The organism is Pseudobutyrivibrio sp. C4, from assembly GCF_900111635.1.
GTDB lineage: Bacteria > Bacillota > Clostridia > Lachnospirales > Lachnospiraceae > Pseudobutyrivibrio > Pseudobutyrivibrio ruminis.
In genome coordinates, this window is the sequence record NZ_FOHF01000001.1 from 500,010 (window position 1) to 520,477 (window position 20,468).

A 20,468-nucleotide genomic window follows, 5' to 3' on the forward strand; every position below is an offset into this window, starting at 1 on the left:
TTACCACCTGCTCTCAATGAAATCGTAAGTCATCTTTTCAGTTTCAAGAACCTGTTCGATTGTAGGATTCTCAATGAAATCTACATTAATCATTGCTTCTGATACGATTTCTGGTATCTCCAAAAACTTGATTTTATTATTTAAAAACTTTGCAACTGCTCTTTCATTGGCAGCATTGAAGACAGTAGGAACATTTCCACCTGCATCCATTGCATCATAAGCCAAAGAAAGGCCATAGAAAGTTTCCATATCCGGCTTTTCAAATGTAAGTGAACCTACTTTGAATAAATCTAAAGGCTCTGCGTAAAGAGTCTTACGGTTTGGATAAAATAGAGCATAAAGGATTGGCAATCTCATATCTGGTGTGCCCATCTGGCCAATTACCGCTCCATCCATAAATTCAACAGCAGAATGAAGCACGCTCTGTGGATGCACCACAACCTCAACCTGGCTAAGATTTACATCGAATAGCCACTTAGCTTCCATAACTTCCAAACCTTTGTTGATCATTGTGGCAGAATCGATAGTGATTTTTGCGCCCATAGACCAGTTTGGATGCTTCAATGCATCTTCTACCCTAACATTCTCTAACTGCTCAAGAGTCTTTCCTCTAAAAGGACCGCCTGAAGCAGTAAGAAGAATCTTTGAAATTTTATTGTGTCTTTCTCCATTTAATGATTGGAAAATAGCACTGTGTTCGCTATCAACTGGAAGAATAGAAACACCCTTTTCCTTTGCAAGAGGCATAATGATATGACCTGCAGTAACAAGTGTCTCTTTGTTTGCTAAAGCAATTGTCTTTTTGGCATTGATAGCCGCAATAGTAGGCTGAACTCCAATCATTCCAACTACGGCAGTAACTACAGTGTCAGCCTCTTCACAAGTGGCAACAGCAATAAGTCCTTCCATTCCAAAATGAATATCTATATCCATATCAGAAAGTCTTGTCTTTAAATCCTTTGCAAGCTCCTCTGTTCCCACAGAAACAAGTGTAGGATGATACTTTCTGATTTGCTTTTCAAACAAATCTAGATTCTTTCCACAGGACATTGCAACTACCTGCAAATCCTCTGGATTTTGTGAAACTATGTCCAATGTCTGGGTTCCAATAGAACCAGTTGAACCAAGTAAAGCTAACTTCTGTGACATTTTACTACCTCTTTATACGTAAAAATAATAAGCTAAGAAGAAAATAATAGGTGCTGTGATAATTACGCTATCAAATCTATCCAGCACTCCACCATGTCCTGGAATCAATTTTCCATAATCTTTTATTTCGAAATTGCGCTTAATGGCTGAAGCAGCTAAATCACCTACCATGGAAATTAAAGCGCCAACTCCTGAAATAATTACAAGTGGAAGGATTGCAAAGTCATCCATCTTGAATACTGCTGAAATAACGTAGCAGTAAATCGCTGTAAATAACATTGCACCAACTACTCCACCAACTGCTCCTTCGATAGATTTCTTAGGAGAAAGAATTGGAGACATCTTGTGCTTTCCAAACAATACGCCAACACAGTATGCAGATGTATCGCATCCCCAAGAACAAAGGAAAATAAGCCATACAATAAACTGGCCATTTGTAAGCATTCGTGTCTGGTAGAGGAATGAAAGCATCACTCCTACGTAGAATAAGCCAAAGAATGCTGCCATAATCTGATGACTATGGAACTTTGGATAGCTAAACACGAATACAGCTAAAAGCAAAATCAAAAATGCAAGGACAATTACCATAACATCCTGGCAAAATTGAAATCTTAAATCTAAATAGTATGTAATACAAGCGAGATACCCTAGTATTCCAGGTAGACTCTTTTCAACTTTAAAGATTCTGTATAGCTCGAACATGCCGATGAGAGACAAAACTAGCATTACTGCTAAAAGAACATCTCCACCTGTGCAAATAAATAAAAGTGCAAGAGCTACAAGAATAATTCCACTAATTAATCTAGTAATAAACATATATAATCCTTCCTATATACCACCAAATCTACGGTTTCTCTTATCATATTCCTCTACTGCCTTTTTAAGCTCCTCTGGTGTGAACTCTGGCCATGGAACAGGTGTAAAGTAGAACTCGGAATATGCTAATTGCCATAATAGATAGTTTGAAAGACGCTGCTCGCCAGATGTTCTAATCATAAAATCTGGATCAGGGATATCCTTAGTATCTAAGTAGCTTGAAAAAACATCCTCTGTAATATCTTCTGAATTGATATTGCCAGCTTTAACATCCTCGGCAACCTTTCGAATTGCTCTAGTCATTTCGTCTCTACTACCATAATTTATAGCAATAGTAAGTGTAAGACCTGTAAACTGTGATGAATACTCTGTAAGCTCAGCTATAGCTGCTCTAAGTTTGTCATCCAGTTTTGTCAAATCACCAATAAATCTAACCCGTAAGTTATCCTTTTTGGCAGTCTTCATACAAGTCTTTATATATTCCCCTAAAAGCTTCATAAGAGCTTTAACTTCATCGTCAGGTCTAGACCAGTTTTCAGTAGAAAAAGCGTACATAGTAACATATTTTACTCCTAAATCGTGTGCCGCTCTACAAATGGTTTCGACATTTTTTGCCCCTACAGTGTGTCCGTATGTACGAGGCATTCCTTTTGATTTGGCCCATCTGCCATTTCCATCAAGTATTATAGCTATATGCTCTGGTACGTTCATAGCACCTCCAAAATAAAATATAATGAAAAAGGGCACAATAACTGTGCCCCATAAATAGACTAGTTTAAACTGTCATAATCTCTTTTGTCTTAGCCTCAACAGCTTTATCTACCTCAGCGATGAACTTATCAGTCATCTTTTGGCACTTATCCTCAAGGTCCTTTATCTCATCCTCAGAAACGCCTTCATCCTTTGAATGCTTCTTTAACTGATCGATAGCATCTCTACGGATGTTGCGAATAGCAACCTTTGCATCTTCGCCATGCTTTTTAACATCTTTGGCAATTTCCTTACGACGCTCTTCTGTAAGCTCTGGGAAAACCAAACGAATAAGCTTACCATCGTTTGTAGGATTGATACCAATATCAGACATATTAATTGCCTTTTCAATCTCCTTTACCAATGATGGCTCCCAAGGCTGAATCTGAATAAGTCTTGGCTCAGGAACAGAGATATTTGCAACCTGCTGAAGTGGAGTTGGTGCTCCATAATAATCAACAGTAATCTTGTCAAGAATATGTGGATTAGCTCTACCTGCTCGAATAGTTGTAAACTCGCTTTCGAGATTGTTGTAGCTCTTTGTCATTTTCTCCTCGTAAGTTGAAAGTATATTATCCATTAATCCTCCTTAACACACACAACTGTGCCATTAAATTTGCCTGAAATTGCTTTTACTATAGAATCCTCTTCATTAAGAGAGAATACGTACATTGGCATCTGCTGCTCCATTGCGATAACAGAAGCAGTCATATCAACAACCTGAAGCTTTTTATCGATAACTTCCTGGATGCTAACCTTGTCGTAACGCTTTGCATCAGGATTCTTAGCTGGGTCACTGTCATATACACCATCAATCGACTTAGCAAGAAGAATAACATCTGCTTCGATTTCTACTGCACGAAGTACTGTAGCTGTATCTGTTGAAAAATATGGATGACCTGTACCACCTGCAAAGAATACAACCATTCCTCTTTCGAAATACTTGTTTGCTCTATCCTTAGAATAAAGCTTTGAGCAATTGCCACACTCAAAAGGTGTAAGTACTGCTGTACGCATGCCTGCTGCTCTGAAGATTTCAGATACATAGATACAGTTCATAACTGTAGCAAGCATTCCAATCTGGTCTGCCTTTGTACGATCAATATTCTCTGATGAACGGCCTCTCCAGAAATTGCCGCCGCCGATAACGACACCAACCTGAACACCATCATCTACAAGCTTCTTAACCTGCTTTGCTACCATCATACATGTAGCTTCGTCAAAACCAAACCCCTTATCGCCTGAAAGTGCTTCTCCACTAAGCTTAAGTAATACTCTCTTCATTTGTAATAATCCTTTATCTATTAGATTGCGAATACGCTGTTTACATCAACATCTGAGTAGCTCTGTGAGCAGAAGCCTTCGATAACAGCACCATTGTTAATCTGTACTGAACGAGACTTAATGTTACCCATAACAACAGCTGATGTATCAACAACTACTGGACCATTAACATCGATATCGCCCTTTACAGCACCTGCAATAACTGCTGATGTAGCTGTAATGTTACCGATGATAACTGAACCAACGCCAACCTTTGCTGTACCTGTTGTAACTACTTCGCCTTCGATCTTTGCAGCGTCAGCGAAGAATTCTGAAGATGATGAGTTACCATTAACCTTACCTGTAACAACAAGCTTGCCATTACATGCAACATCTCCTACAATTTCTCCCTGTACTTCTATAGAACCGATTGATTCTACATTACCTGTAACTTTCATTCCTGCTGTAATAACTGCATTCTCATCTGCAACTGCTCTGTTAGTATCAGCAGCATTTCCCATAACATCCATTGTTCTTGGTGCCTCCATCTTAGTTTCTTTCTTTGTCTCTGAGAAGAAAGACTTTTTCTCCTCTACTGGCTCTGTAGTAACAGGAGCCTCTGCCTGCTTTTCAGCTGGTGTTTCAACCTTTTTAGTGACCTGCTCTAAAAGACCATCAAGCTTGTTAAGCTCAGACTCAACGTCAATATCGCCATCTAAGGTATTAACCATAACTTCTTCTGTAGATGTCTCTTCTGCGCCAGCCATTTCGTCTAAAGCGTCATTAAAATCCTCTTTGAAATCCTTAAAAAAGCCCATTACAATTCCTCCATAACATTTTATTGTACAACGTTTACGTGCTGTATAACGGTTGTTTCATCTGTGATTGGTAAAATCATGGCCCCCTGCTCTTGTAAAGATTCAATCAATCCAGGTAAAGCCTCAACTGTCGCATTTTTATTTGAAGCGTCATGCAACAATACTACAGACGTTTTGTATTTTACCACATCCTTCATTACATTATCAATAAGCTGTTCTGTTGTAAACGCAGAAGATGTAGCATCTCCCGAAGCAACATTCCAATCGTAGTATACAACGCCCTGATTATTTAAGTAATTAATGAATGTAGACATGCTTGTAGTGCTGACCTTATTACTGCTTCCTCCTGGGAAACGATAATATTTAGTGTCAACACCAGTAGTTTCTAATATTAAATTATGAATTTTGTTATAATCTTGTGCAAAAGCATCCTCAGACGCATATATCTCGCCAAAATTATGGCTATATGAGTGCATACCAATAGTATGACCTTCGTCCACGATGCGTTTGTATTGTTCACCGTAAAGCTCTAAATCCTTGCCACAAACAAAGAATGTAGCCTTTACATTATAATCGTCTAAAATATCTAATATTTCATCTGTGTTGCTGCTAGGGCCATCATCGAATGTGAGATATACCATAGGTATATCACCCTCTTCAGCAATATTATCAACGTTATCAACTTGGTAGACATCATCCAATATACTGTCATCCACCATTTCATCTTCATTCTCTACATCAGTAGTAACATAAACCTGCTTAGCAAGGCTATCCAACTGCCTCTGTAAAGAGAAAACCTCAAACAAAAGGAAGCTCATTACAGAAATTGTAAGTAGCATAAAAACTAAAACAGTAGTGACAATAAATTTTTTCATTCTGGCAACGCGTCTGCGCTTTGCCCTTTGTCTCTCAAGCCCCTCAAATGAACTCTCCAAAACAAAATCCTCCCCATAAAAATTTCTCTTTTATTTTATCACAACGATTTCTCAATATAAAGGGGGTAAAAAATAAAGAGCCCACTAAATGTGGACTCTTTAAAGAAAACAAATTTGAAATTAAAGCTGAGCTGCAACCTCTGCTGCGAAATCCTCAACCTTCTTCTCAAGACCTTCGCCTGTCTCAAAACGAACGAATCTCTTGACGTTGAGCTCAGAACCTGTCTCCTTAGAAACCTGCTCTAAGTACTTAGCAACTGTCTGCTTTCCATCTTCAGCCTTAACATAAACCTGATCAAGTAAGCAGATTTCCTTAAGCTCCTTAGATACACGACCTTCGATCATGCCATTGATAACCTTCTCAGGCTTCTGTGACTCCTTAGGATCGTTCATAATCTGAGCAAGAAGGATTTCCTTCTCGTGAGCAATATAATCAGCTGATACTTCATCACGGCTAACATACTTAGGATTAAGAGCTGCAATCTGCATAGCAAGATTTGTAGCTGCTTCCTTAGCTGCATCACTCTCAGCGCCAGCCATATCAACGATAACGCCGATACGTCCACCACCGTGTGTGTAAGAAACAACGAATCCGTCAGATACTACCTTCTCGAAACGACGAAGTGAAAGCTTTTCGCCGATTGTAGCTACCATCTCAACGTGTACGTCGTTAACTGTCTTTGATGAATCCTCTGCCCATGGCTGAGCAAGTAACTCATCGATTGTAGTAACATCAGACTTAAGGATCTGGTTTGCAACCTTCTCAACATATGCCTGGAACTTCTCGTTCTTAGCAACGAAATCTGTCTCTGAGTTAACCTCAAGAACAACAGCTGTATTGCCTTCAACTACAACTTTGCAAATACCCTCTGCAGCGATACGAGATGCTTTCTTTTCAGCCTTTGCAGCACCGTTCTTACGAAGGAGCTCGAAAGCTGCATCCATATCACCATCACACTCAGCGAGTGCTTTCTTACAATCCATCATACCTGCGCCAGACTGCTCGCGAAGGTCTTTTACCATTGCTGCTGTAATAGCTGCCATAATTATGCCTCCTCTTCTGCTTCTGCTGACTCCTCAGCAACCTCATTCATTTCACCCTGCTTTGCTTCGATAACAGCGTCTGCCATCTTAGCAACGATAAGCTTAACTGCACGGATAGCATCATCGTTACCTGGGATAACGTAATCAAGCTCATCTGGATCACAGTTAGTATCACAAACACCTACAAGTGGAATACCAAGTGCGTGTGCTTCCTGAATACAAATGTGCTCCTTCTTAGGATCAATAACAAAAATAGCATCTGGAATACGGTTCATTTCCTTGATACCGCCAAGAACCTTTGTAAGCTTCTCCTGCTCCTTCTTGAGCTGAGTAACTTCCTTCTTTGGAAGAAGGTCAAATGTTCCGTCTGCTTCCATCTTCTCGATTTCCTTAAGACGAGCGATTCTTGTCTGAACTGTCTTAAAGTTTGTAAGCATACCACCGAGCCATCTCTCGTTTACATAGAACATACCGCAACGCTCTGCCTCTGTAGCGATAGCATCCTGAGCCTGCTTCTTTGTACCTACGAAAAGGATTGTACCACCCTGCTGTGCGATGTCGAAGATAACATCATAAGCATCGTCTACCATACCTACAGACTTCTGAAGGTCGATAATGTGGATACCATTACGCTCTGTGTAGATGTATGGAGCCATCTTAGGGTTCCATCTACGTGTCTGATGTCCAAAGTGAACACCTGCCTCGAGTAACTGCTTCATTGAAATAACACTCATTTTAATACCTCCTGGTTTGTTTCTTCCGCATAATTCCTCCTGACAACCACCCCGCCTACTGTAGGTTGGGAACCAATGTCAGTCCTTATGCGTGTATTTTCAACAGCTCTAAAAGTTTACCATAAAAAAACCCACCATGCAACACCTATTATTAGGTGTTACTCAGTGGGTGGTGTTGTTGTTCTATGATCTTTGTTAACAAGTAAAACAATAATATCATCGTATGTACTATCTGCTCTTACATAGAATGTGCCGGACTGAATTCTGTTATCAACCCCTAGCGTATTCATGTAGTCGTTGAATTCCGATGCAGAATCAACTAAACCTGCCTTATAAAGATTAGCTGCAACTGTATCTGATGACTCTCCGCTGTTTACTGTAAACGGAATGTATTTAACTGTAGACTCAGAGCTTTCTACAACAGGTTCATTTTCAGCATCAGTCTCTTCTGTCTCTTCAGGCGCTACTTCTTCTGTTGGTTGTTCCTCAGAAGCGGCTGCATCTTCTTCAGATGTTTCATCCTGAGTCTCCTCTTCAGATGCCTCGTCTTCCGGCATAACCATTCCAAGCTCTGTTGCTTTTTCAATTATTTCTTCATCAGTCATTTCCTTTGAAGAAAAATCAGTTCTACCGAAATAAAAACTAATGGAAAGCACAAGTGTTGCAAAAATAACACCTATGCCTATACCTCTCATGTAATATTTAAGTCTCATTATTTGCCCTCCTGATATAATCCGAGAACAAATTTAACTTCGCCTAAACCTCTACCAAGCTTCTTAGCTATCTCAACTTCGCTAAGACCTTCATCGTGAAGTGTTAGGATTTCAAGATTATCATTTTGCTTTGGTCGAACTGTTTCATCTGCAAATTTTTCAGCTAGAGCCTCAGTAAATGATACTGGCTCAGCTGCCTTGCTTTCAGTGGATTGAGCCTCAAATTCGATTTTGGCCTGCTCTAGCTTTTGCTTTTCTTCGGATATTTCGATTTCTCTATCGCGAAGTAAATCAAGCTTCTTAGCAATAGATGAATCCAAAGCAACAAGTGTATCTTCTAAATCTGAAAGCTTTTTAGTCATATCAACTGTATCCTGCTGCTTTTCATTAAGCATTGAATACATGAATGTAACTTCTTTATGGGACTTGTCAACAGATTCCAAAACTGTATCTGAATACTGAGAGATTTGCATAATCTTCTCGTTTGTTTCTTTATCTGTTTTTCGATCCATTTCTTCAATGGCCTCATCAATTGTAGCAGAAAGCTTATCTTCCATTTCTACCTTTGCATCAGCCATTTTGTCTTTTATAATTTCTTCTATTTGCTCTTTTGTAAGCTTTTGAAGATTTTCTTTGTCTTTGCTTGATAACTTTTCAGACACAAAAAAACTCCCAATACAAAAGGCTAAGCCTATGATTAGGAGTGTAATTTCAAGAACGGTCATTTCAGTCCCCCTATTAAACTCTCATATCAAATGAAGGTGTAGGCTTCTCAGATACCTTTCCATCACCTTCTAGCTTTTCTTCTTGTTTAATCTTAGAGGGTTTACGTTTTTTATTTCCTTCATAACCTTTGCCATTGCCTTCACGGTCATATTTGTCTTCAGTACGCTTTGCGTTGTAAAGATCATTGACCTGTTTGGCTTGCTGCTCCTGCTTCTTTTCGACGGTCTGCGTCAAAACTTCCTGCTGAAGCATTGGCTTTTGATCCTCAGTAGCCTTTGTATGGCTAATCTCGTTGGTGTTTTGGATCATTCCGTTAAAATTAATAGGACTAATTGACATAACATTCCCTCCCTATGGAATACCACACAATTAAACTGCCAACACTATTTTATTAGTATCCCCATGTATTCTCCAAGTGATCCTCTCATCTTTTGAAGGGCCTTGGTATGGAGTTGTGATACTCTTGATTCTGAAACCTCAAGAGCTGCACTTATTTCTTTTAAAGTCATATCTTCGTAGTAATACAAAAGAATGACTTGTTTTTCTTTTTCTGTAAGTTTATCTAATGCCTCTTGTAACTTTTGAGTAAGCTCCTGCTTAGAAATGTTGTCTTCTGGCTGAATGAAATGAGAATTGTGTTCTGCTTCCATAACTGGTTCATTTCCAGCTTCAACAAATTCATTCAATGAAACAACATTAGTAACATTAAGCTGTGATTGCCATTTCAAAAATTCATCAGAAGATATATTTAATTCTGCTGCGACTTCCTCGTCCGAAGCACTGTGTCCAGTGCGAGCTTCAATTGTCTTGATTGCATCATCAATCATACGCTGACGCTGTCTGATTGTACGTGGAATCCAATCCATTTTACGAATCTGATCTAAAATGGATCCTCTGATACGAAGACTTGCATATGTTTCGAATTTAACATCCTTTGCTAAGTCAAACTTATCAATCGCATCAATGAGGCCAAAGATACCATAGCTGCATAAATCCTCGTATTCAACGGTGTTACCCAAGTACATACAAAGACGTCCTGCAACAATTTTAACAAGCGATGCATATTCAAGTATTAACTGCTCTCTAAGCTCTGGGGATGGGCTAACCTTATATTTGTCCCAAAGCTTTTCCTTGTCAGCTGCCTTCATTTATGCCCCCTTTAGTAACGTTTAATCAGAAATATTTAGCCTTCCTCTGATTCTAACGAGTTGTCCTCTGTGGTGTCGATTTCTTCTGTTTGCTCAATATCCCCTGCATCCGGAACTACGCCGTCCAATTGATCATCAATGGAAGCTGGTGGTTCTAATGTACGGAAGGAATAATCAAGCACCATTTTAATGATAGTTCCCATTACTAAAAAAACGGCAACTACAATAACTAGACGGCTGAGGAAAACTGAAAAGCCAGTCCTTTGTACAATTGAAACAACACAAGATATAAGCGCTGCTGCTAGCGTAATTATTATAGGAATAGGCTTAGTATTCATTTGTTCCTCCAACCACTTATTATATATTTTAAATAATCTTAAGCTCTTTGCCAACTGCTTTTATATAGTACTCTCCAGTTTCGCTATAAATCTCAACTGTACGACCATAATTCAAGCCACAGTCTTCTGCAACAAGCCTAACTCCAAGCTCCTTTAGCTTCGCTTTTGAAGCCTCTGCATTTCTCTCCCCGACATTAATGCCAGCAGCGGACGCGCCAGGCATTTCAAACATCTTAGCGCCCCCTGCTATTTTTGCTACTAGCTTCATTTTGTTTGCCCCAGCTTTAAGCATATCATCATAAAGCTTCTGTATGCCTGTATCTGCAAACTTCGCAATATTTGAATTGTTGCGAATAGCTGTGCTATCAGGCAACATTATATGTGCCAAGCCAGTAATCTTTGTAGATGGATCATATAATGCAATTCCAATACACGAACCGAGACCAATTGTAGTCAGTGCATCCGGAGCTTTACATATTTTTAGATCGGCCATGCCGACTTTAATCATCTGCCCCATACTCTCACTCTCCTTAGATTGGTACACCAAGTGCCGTTAATATTTTCGCATAAGAATCTTCTTCTGGCATCAAAATAAAATGCCCCTTGATTCCCAAATCATCAGAGAATTCTGTATTGATCATCAGTGCATTATCTCCGAATATACCAAATTGTACTGCAGGCACAGAAAGAATAGCCGCTGCCATATCAACTGCTACAAATGGTACTGAAGGAACTATTGTAAGATTTGTAAGTCCTGAAAGTGCAGACAAATAAGATCCTGCAATAATGTTTCCGATTTCCTTAATAGCTGATAAATCCATCTCGTCGAATGGTTCAGCATAGCTATCATCTCTCATCATAAGCTTATTAACAATATGATGAGCTGATGCCATATCCATAAGGAACATCATGGAACCATCGATGTCCTGTTCAACACCAAGCATAATGCCTACTATAATCTCGTCCTCTGCTCCAATCGCTGTGCCTAAATCCTCAACTGGCAAAAAAGCCACCTCTGGAACGCTCATATCGATTCTTAGGCCAAGCATATTGGCGATGGCAGTTGTTGCATTGCCAGCGCCAATATTACCTATTTCCTTGAGAACGTCAAAATATTTTGAATTAACCTCATCTAATGTGAGCATACTTACCTCCCTTTAAGAAGCATCGTTCTCCCCAATAATTGAGCTAATTTCGAAAATAGAAATAAGCTCATCTCCATTCTTTCCTACACCGTTAATGAATGAGTTCTTGCTCTTAAGTGTAGATGATGGAGCCTCAATATCATCCTCTGATAATGAAAGAACTTCCTTAACCTCGTCTACGATAACACCCATTAATCCGCCGCCATCAAGCTTAAGGATAATAATTCTAGATGCATCAGTAAACTCATCATCATCAAGATTCATTCTTCTACGGAGACTCATAACTGGAACAACTTCGCCTCGAAGATTGATAACTCCTCTGTAGTAAGAAGGAGCCTTTGGAACTCTTGTGATTTTACTCATACGAACAATGTTATCAATATAGGAAATGTCGATACCATAATGCTCGCCGCCTATTTTTACTACAATGTATTGCTTTTTTTCTTTTTCAACTACATCATACATAGCTAAATCTGACATGGTCTCACCTCCTATTAAATAACTGCATTGACATCAAGAATCATAGCGATTTCACCATCACCAAGGATTGTAGCACCGCTGATGAGTTTGTTGTTGTCAAGCTTACCAAGTGACTTAATAACGATTTCTAACTGGCCAATAAGGTTGTCAACGATAATACCACCAAGAGTATCACCTTTCTTACAAATAACAACTGTCATTGTATCTTCGTCGCTTTCCTTTGGCTCCAAATCAAGAATATTATCCAAGTGAATAAGAGGAATAACCTGTCCTCTAAGGTGGATAACCTCCTTAGATTCAACGTACTTGATTTCAGACTTAGGTATATTTTCAATGTTCATAATTGAAGCAAGTGCGATTGCATATTTTTCATCTCTGATTTCAACCATAAGAGCCTGAATAATAGCAAGTGTAAGTGGAAGTCTAACTGTAAATGTAGATCCCTCACCCATAACTGATTTAACAGTTACATCACCGCCAAGTGCTTCGATATTACTCTTAACAACGTCAAGACCAACGCCTCGACCAGAGATATCTGTAATCTGCTTTGCCATAGAGAATGAAGGCATAAACAGGAAGTCGATAATCTCTTTCTGTGAAAGGTTCTCTGCTTCTTCTGGTGTAACTAATCCACGTTCAACAGCTTTATCACGAACCTTATCTGTGTTAATTCCGCCACCATCATCACCAACTTCGATGATAACGTTGTTGCCCTCCTGGAAAGCGTTAAGGAAAATTGTTCCTTTTTCTGGCTTGCCAGCTGCGCGTCTATCCTCTGGTGACTCAATACCATGGTCAGCAGAGTTACGAAGTAAATGCTGAAGTGGATCACCAAGCTGATCAACTACAGTTCTATCAAGCTCTGTGTCCTCACCAGTCATAACAAGCTCCATTGGCTTATTGAGCTTTCTATCAAGGTCACGAATCATACGAGGGAATTTAGCAACTACTGATTCGATTGGAACCATTCGAACCTTCATAACTGACTCGTGAAGGTTTGTTGTAATTCTCTCGAGGTATTCGATATTTTCATGTAATGTCTGGCCATCAATCTCGCCAGATGCATTGCTTTGAGAAGCAAGTGAGTTCTTTGCAATAATAAGCTCGGATACCTGGTTCATCAAAGCGTCAAGCTTTTCAATATCTACACGAATTGTACGAGAAGTAACTGGCTTGTTAGCAGGCTGATTCTTGCCACCTGCCTTAGCTGCAGGTGCTGCTGGCTTAGCAGCTGGTGCTGGTGCAGGTGCAGCTGGTGCTGCAGGTGCTGCCGCCTCTGCTGGAGCTGCTTCTGCTGGTGCTGCTTCCTCTTCCTTCTTTTCGTACATTTCAGGTGTTACTTTTTCTGCCTCTACAGATTCAATTTCAGAAACAGCCTTAACTGCCTCGAGAATTGGATCTAATTCTGCTTCTGTAGATAAGATAAATGAGAAATCAAATTCGAATTTCTCATCTTCAATATCTGAAGAGCTAGGATCAAAGGCCATAATTGTACCAAAGTCTTCAACTGCTTTGAATACAAGGAAAGCTCTAGCTGCCTTAAGCAAACATTCTTTGTTGATATGGATTGTGAATCCATATAACTGCTTTTCGCCCTTTAACTTTTCAATAGCCTCAGGATCAAGCTTAATTTGCTTGAATAATGGGCCATCTGCTGCGTCTGATGATGCTTCAGCTGCTGGCTCTGCTGATTCTGCAGGAGCTGCATCTGCTGGTGCTTCACCACCTTCAGCCTGTGTAAGGTAATCATTTAAAAGCTTAATAAGGGCTTCATTTTCTTCTGTACCCTCATTAGATGTCGCTTTAACAGTATCCAAGTATGCTTCGATAGCATCCAAGCACTTGAAAAGAATATCGATAAGTGAAGAATTAACCTTTACATTATCGTTTCTTACTTCCTGGAAAACGTTTTCCATATCGTGGGTAAGATGCTGCATTCTCTTGAATCCCATTGTACCAGCCATACCCTTTAAAGAGTGAGCTGCACGGAAGATTTCATTAACAACATCCTTGTTATCTGGCTCCTTTTCCAACTCCATAATATTGTCGGAAAGGCTCTGAATATGACCACTTGTCTCGTCGATAAAGATATCTAAATACTGACTTACATCCATCTTACAAACCTCCAAGTTTCTTTACTATTGAATTTGCTACTGATTTAAGTGGAACAACTTCATTTGATAATCCGCCCTGTTCCACCGCCTTCGGCATTCCATACACAACACATGTGGAAGCTTCTTGCGAAATAACGTAAGTCTTTTTGTACTGGTTCAAATATCTAATACCCTCTGAACCATCTGCGCCCATACCTGTAAGCACAACACAAATAATCTCATCAAAGCTTGATTTTGCCAATGACTGATACATTACATCTGCACATGGCTTCAAGCTATTTACAGGTGGACTGTCATCAAGCTGACAATAGGCTGCGTGACTTCCGTCTTCGCAGATTTTCATGTGCTTACCTCCAGGAGTGATATAAACAACACCTGGTTTAAAGAATTCTCCATCTTCCGCTTCTTTCACTTTGATGCCGGAGATTTGGTCAAGTCTCGCAGCTAGTGAAGCTGTAAAGCCTTCTGGCATATGCTGAACCAGAACAAGCGGTACAGATAGGTTTGCAGGAAGCATTGGCACAAAAGTATGTAGCGCCTGTGGACCTCCTGTTGAGCAAGCCAAAGCTATAATCTTTTTGGTTCTAACTCCGGTGCCCTTTGGTACTGTTGGTCTATCATTAGATACTAATGGCTTTGCTATAGGCTGAGCTTTAGGCTCTGGTGGATTGGTTTGCGCACTACCAACTCCTTTTGCCTCTGCTAGTCTACTACGAACTCCTGCAAGCCTTTCAACAGTATTCCTTCTTGATTCTCCAACTGCCTGGGTAGCTGATGCAAACCCGGTCTTTGAAGCTGATGGTCTGAAAGCTCTAGATTTAATAACATTATGTAGAGAGTCTACTAATTGTTTGCCAAAGATTTCTCTTGTTTCACCACTAGAACGAATAGGCTTAACTACAAAATCTAAAGCACCATATTCCATAGCTTTCATCGTGCTGTCAGCATCCTCTTTCAAGGATGAGCTGATAAGTACAGCATTGCATGCTACTTTTTCATTGTAGAGCCTCTCAAGGAGTGCAACACCCGGAAGCTTTGGCAATACCATATCCAACACAACCAAATCGTAAGAATTGTTCTTTATTTTGTTGTAAGCGTCCTCGCCGTCTGCACTAACGTCGATTACACGAAAATCATTATCCGCGTTTATAATATCACAGATAATCCTTCTCATGAGTGCAGAGTCATCAACAACTAAAATCTTATACATTCTTTACCCCTGATCTTTTTTTCTTAAACGTCGGTCCTCGTCAAAAATGTACTTTATTATAGTCTCCCTATCTTCCGGCTCTTTGAACAAAAATTCTATACGATGTTCGTACATACCAGAATCGCTTTTTATTTCGGTTTTGATGCGTCTTGCTATAACATTAATTGTTTGGTCTATCGTGCGAGTTTTAAGTTTAAAAGACACATACATATATCTATCAGTATTTATATCGGTCTTTGCACTGATTTTCGCTCCACCGCCGCTTAAATCAAGAATATTTCCTGATACTGGAGCTCCATATGTATTACCATATTTTTCCAAATCATCTTCTACTAAATCCATGTTTGGAAGAATTGCCACATCCTGTGGTATTGGTAAAACCTTTACAGGAATTAGACACTGAAATCTAAAGTAGTCACGCCTTTGAACCTTTGAAAGCTTAGTGCTAGGAACAAAAACATATACTGGAAAGTTTTCAAGCCTTCCACGTTTTGTAATTTCACCGGAAAGCTGAAATAATCCTTTTTTTGTATTGAAAACTGCATTAAATGGGACATTCATTGGTATTGTTACAGTGTGTCCCTTTCGAGTAGGAATGTGAAATATTATTTCTCCTTTTTTAGTTACGCCAAAAACACTAGAGATATAAATACTTCGATCCTCTTCGATATTGTTTTCAATGTCAGAATTTGTGCTGGCAATTGAAAATTCAATAGGTGTGCCAGGTCTTAGATCTATAATTTCCATAAGCTATGCCCTATCCTTCAACAATGAGTTAAATATATGAGAAACACCCCATCTAAAGTGGGTGTTATCATCCTTTTTCAATAGCTTCGCAGCCAATGATTCAAAATTCTTCGCAGCTCTTGAAGATGGATATTCAAGAGATACTACCTTTTGATTTCTTACAGCCTTCTCCAGCTGATTATCGTAAGGCACATATCCTAGATAATCCAAATCTCCCCCCAGGAACTTTTGAACCACTGAACGCAATTTGGTATAGACCGCATTTGCCTCGGCTTCACTTTCAACTTTATTGGCAACCAAATGAACATTGGTGCCTTCCTTTGAATATTTAGGGCTCTTGTATAGCGCCTTCATCAAAGAATAAGAATCTGTAAGTGAGCTTGGTTCTGGTGTAGATACTAAAACCACTTCCGGGGATGCAAGAACAAATTCTAGAACTTGATCTGAAACCCCCGCACCTGTATCTATTATAAGAATATCACATAAATCATTTAAAAGTGATAGGTTGTGGACTAAAAACGCAATTTGTTCACGATTTAGGTTGTTTAGACCCACAACTCCTGAACCTCCTGATACAAAGCCAATCCCCATTGGGCCTGTAGTTATAATGTCTCGGATGCTCATTCCCTTGAAAATTACATCTGATAGATTGTAATTAGGCAAAGTTCCAAACATAACCTCCACATTTGCAAGGCCAAAGTCTGCATCAAGAATGATTACTCTCTTGCCCATACGTGTAAAGTGAACCGCTAGATTAACTGCCATATTAGACTTGCCAACGCCACCTTTTCCAGATGTGATGGTAATAACCTTAGTTCTCTCAACACTTCGTATGTTTTGAGCTTTTATAACATTTCGTAAATTTTCAGCTTGATCCATTTAATTTCCTCCCAATAACTGTTTTACCAGCTTCTGGGTGTTAAGGATTTCAATGTCGTCTGGTACATTTTGTCCTACAGTAATATAAGATAACTGAGCCTTTGTATATTGTTTCATGTTGAAAATATTGCCAAGGCACTTTGTTTCGTCAAGCTTAGTAAAAATCAAGTTAAAATCAGCAAATTCCATGTAGGAATCGGCAATATCAATTAAATCTCTATGCTTTGTTGTAGCTGAAAGCACAAGATATACTTCTGTATCATAGAAACCATCAAGTGCATTTATAAGCTTCTTTGTATCCTGTCGTTGTTCTTCGTTTTTATGTGAAAAACCAATGGTATCAACAAGAATAACGTCCAAGTCCTCGTATTCTCTGCTCTGCTTTTTTACTGTATCAAGAAGCTCATCAGCAGAGTAAATAACATTTAAAGGGACACCGAGAATATTTGCATAAGTCTGAAGCTGATTTGCCGCAGCCATACGATATGTATCAGCTGTGATAAGTCCAACTTTTTTGCCTTCTTCAACCTTAAACTTTGAGGCTATTTTAGCGATTGTTGTAGTCTTGCCAACGCCTGTTGGTCCAATAAAGAATACAACCTTTGGCCTTCTCTCTCCTGGCTCAATCTTTGTTGGAGTGCCAAGCTTCAGAACCATTTTTTGATATACATTTGAAAGCAAATTATCTAAAGAATGGCTTGTTTGAAGCACCTTATCCATATCCTCAAGGACTTGATTGATGTATTTTTCTTGAACTTCATTTTCAAGAAGAACGTTGTAAAGCATCTTAACAAAAACATGATTATCGCCGTCAATAGATGGCTTTGAATTTCCATGCTTTACCTGAATGCTATCATCAAAATCATTAACCGCAGTTCTCTGTGGCATTTCTCTTTTTACGGTAGGCTTTGGAACTGGCTCACTGTATGTAGGTGCTGCTGGCTTTGGCTGTGGCTGCACTGGGCGAGCTCCTACTGGCTTTGAGTAAGTAGGTTCAAAAACCTGGGCTCTAGGTGCAGTATCAAAAAGTGGCTCAAAATCTTTACTTGCAGCTTCCTGTTTCTCAAGTACTTCATTTACAGCAGAAAAAGCGTCCTTAAGTTTGATTGCATCATCTGCAACAGCCTCAAAGGTGCTTGTCTTAGGCTCCGCAGCAGCCTCCGCCTGTGGTTCTTGCTGAGTAGGAACTGCAAAAGCTTTTGCATCATTAGAGAATCCATCGTCTTCTACAGCCGCTGTAACCTCGTATGTGTTTCCCTTAAAAAGACCACCAAGTCCTTTAGGCTTTACCACCTTTACATTCATTATGACAGCCGCACTTCCAAGCTCCTTGCGGACCTTTTCCATAGCTTCTTCTTCAGTTTTTCCCGTATACTTATTAATAGTCATTTATTCTACCCTGTTACCATGCCTACAGATGAAAGTTCAACATTTGAATCAATTTCATTGTAGGAAACAACGATAAGATCCTTTACATAATCTTGTGTTAAACCTTTGAAATACATTCGAACTATTGGAGATGTAACAACAATAGGTGTTTTTCCCATATCCTCAAGTTTTTTGATTTCTTCCTCAAGGGAAGCAATAATTGCTTTAATACGTTCTGGATCAAGTGTAAGATATGCTCCTTGTTCCGTCTGTTTAATTGATGCCATAATATCCTGCTCAACCTTAGGATCAACAGTAATTACTTGAGTGACCTCATTAGGTGCAAAATATCTGCCTGATATTGCTCGCTTCAATCCCTGACGAACATACTCAGTAAGTACGTCTGTGTCATGAGTAGTTGTTGCATGATCTGCCAATACTTCGAAAATAGAAAGCAAATCTCTGATTGAAACTCCTTCTGAAAGAAGATTCTGCAATACCTTCTGAACATCGCCCAATCCAAGCAACTTAGGAATAAGCTCTTCAACAATAACTGGATTGCTCTCTTTAAGATTATCAATAAGATTTTGAACATCCTGGCGAGTAAGCAATTCTGCTATGTGACTTCTAATAACTTCGGTCAGATGTGTAGCAATAATTGATGGTGGATCTACTACTGTGTATCCAAGTGATTCTGCTCTTTCACGCTGACTTTCTGTAATCCAAATAGCTGGAAGATGGAATGAAGGCTCAAAAGTAGGAATACCTGTAATTTCCTCTTCTACGTAACCTGGATTCATGGCCATGTAATGATCAAAAAGGATTTCTCCTTCTGTTACCTGTATACCCTTAATCTTAATAATGTATTGATTTGGATTAAGCTGAATATTATCTCGCAATCGAATAATTGGAACTACAGTACCTAATTCAAGTGCAATCTGTCGCCTAATCATAACAACTCGGTCCAACAAATCGCCGCCTTGATTAACATCCGCAAGTGGGATAATACCGTAACCAAACTCTAGCTCGATTGGATCAACCTGAAGCAATGAAACAACATTTTCCGGCTTTCGAATTTCCTCTGCCTCTGTTTCTTCTGCAGCAACCTCCTGCTCTATCTCCTCCTCGCCAAGAGTCTTTGAAATAGAATATCCTGTGATAATAAAGGCTGCACCAAATGCAAGGAATAATACCCAGTTAAGAGGTGTGGCTATTCCTAAGAAAACCATAGCTCCACCAACTATATATAAAACCTTTGGTATTCCAAATAACTGCTTTACCAAAGTGCCAGAGAAATCTGCTGCCTTTGAGCCCTTTGTAACAAGAATACCTGTTGAAAGAGATATCAAAAGTGAAGGAATCTGAGATACAAGGCCATCACCGATTGTAAGAATACCAAACTGCTGAATTGCCTCAGCAAATGGAAGGCCCTGGTTCATAATGCCAAGTACTGTACCACCAGCAAGGTTGATAACTGTAATAATAAGACCTGCTGTAGCATCTCCCTTTACGTACTTTGTAGCACCGTCCATAGCTCCGAAGAATGCTGATTCTTCTTGAATCTTGTCTCTTCGTCTTTTGGCCTCTGCATCATCAATGGCTCCGGTGTTCAAATCCGCATCGATAGCCATCTGCTTACCAGGCATAGCGTCCAAAGTGAATCGTGCTGATACTTCAGCTACACGCTCAGAACCTTTATTGATAACCATAAACTGGATGATAATCAAAATAAGGAAAATGATGGCACCAATGACAAGGTTATTACCACCAACGAAACTACCGAATGTTGATACAACGTTTCCTGGATCACCTGTTGAAAGAATCAATCTGGTAGATGAAACGTTAAGTGAAATTCTAAAAATAGTAGTAAAAAGCAAAAGTGTAGGGAAGAATGACATATCCAAAACTTCCTGCACAAACAATACATTCATCAATATAATGAGTGCTATTGAAATGTTGAAAGCAATCATTATATCAAGGATAAAATTGGGGATAGGAATTACAAAGAATGTAACTGCAGCTAGCAAATACAATGCAATACCAACGTCAGCCTTTTTAACTGAAGCAGTTAAATCCATAAGCATCCCCCTT

Annotated in this window: 23 protein-coding genes; all 23 read right to left on the minus strand. The window is 39.4% G+C overall.

What is annotated here, in order from left to right:
• The 23 genes from BMY66_RS02405 to flhA all read right to left on the minus strand — a co-directional run bounded on the left by BMY66_RS02405 (nucleotide 1) and on the right by flhA (nucleotide 20,455).
• The gene (locus BMY66_RS02405) at nucleotides 1-1,149 is read right to left on the minus strand and encodes a 1-deoxy-D-xylulose-5-phosphate reductoisomerase (protein ID WP_044934206.1); all 1,149 of its coding nucleotides are present in this window, start codon (nucleotides 1,147-1,149) and stop codon (nucleotides 1-3) included.
• Between the two features lie 12 nt (nucleotides 1,150-1,161).
• The gene (locus BMY66_RS02410; RefSeq protein ID WP_044934204.1) at nucleotides 1,162-1,965 is read right to left on the minus strand and encodes a phosphatidate cytidylyltransferase; all 804 of its coding nucleotides are present in this window, start codon (nucleotides 1,963-1,965) and stop codon (nucleotides 1,162-1,164) included.
• A gap of 12 nt (nucleotides 1,966-1,977) precedes the next feature.
• The gene (locus tag BMY66_RS02415) at nucleotides 1,978-2,676 is read right to left on the minus strand and encodes an isoprenyl transferase (RefSeq protein ID WP_090394020.1); all 699 of its coding nucleotides are present in this window, start codon (nucleotides 2,674-2,676) and stop codon (nucleotides 1,978-1,980) included.
• A gap of 64 nt (nucleotides 2,677-2,740) precedes the next feature.
• On the minus strand, nucleotides 2,741-3,295 hold the full coding sequence (gene frr / locus BMY66_RS02420) for a ribosome recycling factor (protein WP_044934197.1): 555 nt from the start codon (nucleotides 3,293-3,295) through the stop codon (nucleotides 2,741-2,743).
• The gene (gene pyrH / locus BMY66_RS02425; RefSeq protein WP_090394021.1) at nucleotides 3,295-3,999 is read right to left on the minus strand and encodes a UMP kinase; all 705 of its coding nucleotides are present in this window, start codon (nucleotides 3,997-3,999) and stop codon (nucleotides 3,295-3,297) included. The genes frr and pyrH overlap by 1 nt, the downstream gene beginning before the upstream one ends.
• 20 nt (nucleotides 4,000-4,019) lie before the next feature.
• Nucleotides 4,020-4,796: a polymer-forming cytoskeletal protein gene (locus BMY66_RS02430; protein ID WP_044934191.1), complete on the minus strand. Its 777-nt coding sequence runs from the start codon at nucleotides 4,794-4,796 to the stop codon at nucleotides 4,020-4,022.
• Nucleotides 4,797-4,816: 20 nt separating this feature from the next.
• Complete coding sequence (locus BMY66_RS02435; RefSeq protein WP_242942668.1) at nucleotides 4,817-5,731, minus strand: polysaccharide deacetylase family protein; 915 nt, start codon at nucleotides 5,729-5,731, stop codon at nucleotides 4,817-4,819.
• A gap of 120 nt (nucleotides 5,732-5,851) precedes the next feature.
• Entirely contained in the window at nucleotides 5,852-6,775 is a 924-nt protein-coding gene (gene tsf / locus BMY66_RS02440) for a translation elongation factor Ts (RefSeq protein ID WP_044934186.1), read from the minus strand.
• Nucleotides 6,776-6,777: 2 nt separating this feature from the next.
• On the minus strand, nucleotides 6,778-7,509 hold the full coding sequence (rpsB, locus tag BMY66_RS02445; RefSeq protein WP_033154000.1) for a 30S ribosomal protein S2: 732 nt from the start codon (nucleotides 7,507-7,509) through the stop codon (nucleotides 6,778-6,780).
• 158 nt (nucleotides 7,510-7,667) lie between these two features.
• Complete coding sequence (locus BMY66_RS02450; protein WP_090394022.1) at nucleotides 7,668-8,222, minus strand: endolytic transglycosylase MltG; 555 nt, start codon at nucleotides 8,220-8,222, stop codon at nucleotides 7,668-7,670.
• Nucleotides 8,222-8,884, minus strand: coding sequence for a DUF6115 domain-containing protein (locus BMY66_RS02455; protein WP_143064493.1), 663 nt, complete (start codon nucleotides 8,882-8,884; stop codon nucleotides 8,222-8,224). Before BMY66_RS02455 ends, BMY66_RS02450 begins: the two co-directional genes overlap by 1 nt.
• A gap of 76 nt (nucleotides 8,885-8,960) precedes the next feature.
• Nucleotides 8,961-9,287 carry a hypothetical protein gene (locus BMY66_RS02460; RefSeq protein ID WP_044934180.1) on the minus strand — a complete coding sequence of 109 codons (327 nt, stop codon included), beginning with the start codon at nucleotides 9,285-9,287 and terminating at the stop codon, nucleotides 8,961-8,963.
• A gap of 44 nt (nucleotides 9,288-9,331) precedes the next feature.
• The gene (locus tag BMY66_RS02465) at nucleotides 9,332-10,096 is read right to left on the minus strand and encodes a FliA/WhiG family RNA polymerase sigma factor (protein ID WP_033153997.1); all 765 of its coding nucleotides are present in this window, start codon (nucleotides 10,094-10,096) and stop codon (nucleotides 9,332-9,334) included.
• Between the two features lie 35 nt (nucleotides 10,097-10,131).
• The gene (locus BMY66_RS02470; RefSeq protein WP_090394023.1) at nucleotides 10,132-10,434 is read right to left on the minus strand and encodes a hypothetical protein; all 303 of its coding nucleotides are present in this window, start codon (nucleotides 10,432-10,434) and stop codon (nucleotides 10,132-10,134) included.
• Nucleotides 10,435-10,462: 28 nt separating this feature from the next.
• Nucleotides 10,463-10,951, minus strand: coding sequence for a chemotaxis protein CheD (locus BMY66_RS02475; protein WP_074790400.1), 489 nt, complete (start codon nucleotides 10,949-10,951; stop codon nucleotides 10,463-10,465).
• Nucleotides 10,952-10,964: 13 nt separating this feature from the next.
• Nucleotides 10,965-11,579 carry a chemotaxis protein CheC gene (locus BMY66_RS02480; RefSeq protein ID WP_090394024.1) on the minus strand — a complete coding sequence of 205 codons (615 nt, stop codon included), beginning with the start codon at nucleotides 11,577-11,579 and terminating at the stop codon, nucleotides 10,965-10,967.
• 12 nt (nucleotides 11,580-11,591) lie between these two features.
• Complete coding sequence (locus BMY66_RS02485) at nucleotides 11,592-12,059, minus strand: chemotaxis protein CheW (RefSeq protein ID WP_044934166.1); 468 nt, start codon at nucleotides 12,057-12,059, stop codon at nucleotides 11,592-11,594.
• Nucleotides 12,060-12,073: 14 nt separating this feature from the next.
• Nucleotides 12,074-14,173 carry a chemotaxis protein CheA gene (locus BMY66_RS02490; RefSeq protein ID WP_090394025.1) on the minus strand — a complete coding sequence of 700 codons (2,100 nt, stop codon included), beginning with the start codon at nucleotides 14,171-14,173 and terminating at the stop codon, nucleotides 12,074-12,076.
• 1 nt (nucleotide 14,174) lies between these two features.
• Nucleotides 14,175-15,383, minus strand: coding sequence for a chemotaxis-specific protein-glutamate methyltransferase CheB (gene cheB, locus BMY66_RS02495; protein WP_090394026.1), 1,209 nt, complete (start codon nucleotides 15,381-15,383; stop codon nucleotides 14,175-14,177).
• A gap of 3 nt (nucleotides 15,384-15,386) precedes the next feature.
• Nucleotides 15,387-16,130, minus strand: coding sequence for a flagellar brake protein (locus tag BMY66_RS02500; RefSeq protein WP_044934157.1), 744 nt, complete (start codon nucleotides 16,128-16,130; stop codon nucleotides 15,387-15,389).
• A 3-nt stretch (nucleotides 16,131-16,133) separates the two neighbouring features.
• The gene (locus BMY66_RS02505; RefSeq protein ID WP_044934154.1) at nucleotides 16,134-17,009 is read right to left on the minus strand and encodes a MinD/ParA family protein; all 876 of its coding nucleotides are present in this window, start codon (nucleotides 17,007-17,009) and stop codon (nucleotides 16,134-16,136) included.
• Entirely contained in the window at nucleotides 17,010-18,398 is a 1,389-nt protein-coding gene (gene flhF / locus BMY66_RS02510) for a flagellar biosynthesis protein FlhF (protein WP_090394027.1), read from the minus strand.
• A 5-nt stretch (nucleotides 18,399-18,403) separates the two neighbouring features.
• Nucleotides 18,404-20,455 (minus strand): flagellar biosynthesis protein FlhA, encoded by a 2,052-nt coding sequence (flhA, locus tag BMY66_RS02515; RefSeq protein WP_044934148.1) that lies wholly within the window; start codon nucleotides 20,453-20,455, stop codon nucleotides 18,404-18,406.
• Nucleotides 20,456-20,468 lie beyond the last annotated feature (13 nt).

Coding starts and splice junctions, on each gene's coding strand:
- BMY66_RS02430 (WP_044934191.1), bottom strand. CDS start 4,796: ATGGGCTTTTTTAAGGATTTCAAAGAGGATTTTAATGACGCTTTAGAC.
- BMY66_RS02410 (WP_044934204.1), bottom strand. CDS start 1,965: ATGTTTATTACTAGATTAATTAGTGGAATTATTCTTGTAGCTCTTGCA.
- BMY66_RS02505 (WP_044934154.1), bottom strand. CDS start 17,009: ATGGATCAAGCTGAAAATTTACGAAATGTTATAAAAGCTCAAAACATA.
- BMY66_RS02405 (WP_044934206.1), bottom strand. CDS start 1,149: ATGTCACAGAAGTTAGCTTTACTTGGTTCAACTGGTTCTATTGGAACC.
- BMY66_RS02470 (WP_090394023.1), bottom strand. CDS start 10,434: ATGAATACTAAGCCTATTCCTATAATAATTACGCTAGCAGCAGCGCTT.
- BMY66_RS02475 (WP_074790400.1), bottom strand. CDS start 10,951: ATGGGGCAGATGATTAAAGTCGGCATGGCCGATCTAAAAATATGTAAA.
- flhF (WP_090394027.1), bottom strand. CDS start 18,398: ATGACTATTAATAAGTATACGGGAAAAACTGAAGAAGAAGCTATGGAA.
- BMY66_RS02465 (WP_033153997.1), bottom strand. CDS start 10,096: ATGAAGGCAGCTGACAAGGAAAAGCTTTGGGACAAATATAAGGTTAGC.
- BMY66_RS02415 (WP_090394020.1), bottom strand. CDS start 2,676: ATGAACGTACCAGAGCATATAGCTATAATACTTGATGGAAATGGCAGA.
- frr (WP_044934197.1), bottom strand. CDS start 3,295: ATGGATAATATACTTTCAACTTACGAGGAGAAAATGACAAAGAGCTAC.
- flhA (WP_044934148.1), bottom strand. CDS start 20,455: ATGGATTTAACTGCTTCAGTTAAAAAGGCTGACGTTGGTATTGCATTG.
- rpsB (WP_033154000.1), bottom strand. CDS start 7,509: ATGAGTGTTATTTCAATGAAGCAGTTACTCGAGGCAGGTGTTCACTTT.
- BMY66_RS02450 (WP_090394022.1), bottom strand. CDS start 8,222: ATGAGACTTAAATATTACATGAGAGGTATAGGCATAGGTGTTATTTTT.
- BMY66_RS02500 (WP_044934157.1), bottom strand. CDS start 16,130: ATGGAAATTATAGATCTAAGACCTGGCACACCTATTGAATTTTCAATT.
- cheB (WP_090394026.1), bottom strand. CDS start 15,383: ATGTATAAGATTTTAGTTGTTGATGACTCTGCACTCATGAGAAGGATT.
- BMY66_RS02460 (WP_044934180.1), bottom strand. CDS start 9,287: ATGTCAATTAGTCCTATTAATTTTAACGGAATGATCCAAAACACCAAC.
- BMY66_RS02480 (WP_090394024.1), bottom strand. CDS start 11,579: ATGCTCACATTAGATGAGGTTAATTCAAAATATTTTGACGTTCTCAAG.
- BMY66_RS02490 (WP_090394025.1), bottom strand. CDS start 14,173: ATGGATGTAAGTCAGTATTTAGATATCTTTATCGACGAGACAAGTGGT.
- BMY66_RS02485 (WP_044934166.1), bottom strand. CDS start 12,059: ATGTCAGATTTAGCTATGTATGATGTAGTTGAAAAAGAAAAAAAGCAA.
- tsf (WP_044934186.1), bottom strand. CDS start 6,775: ATGGCAGCTATTACAGCAGCAATGGTAAAAGACCTTCGCGAGCAGTCT.
- pyrH (WP_090394021.1), bottom strand. CDS start 3,999: ATGAAGAGAGTATTACTTAAGCTTAGTGGAGAAGCACTTTCAGGCGAT.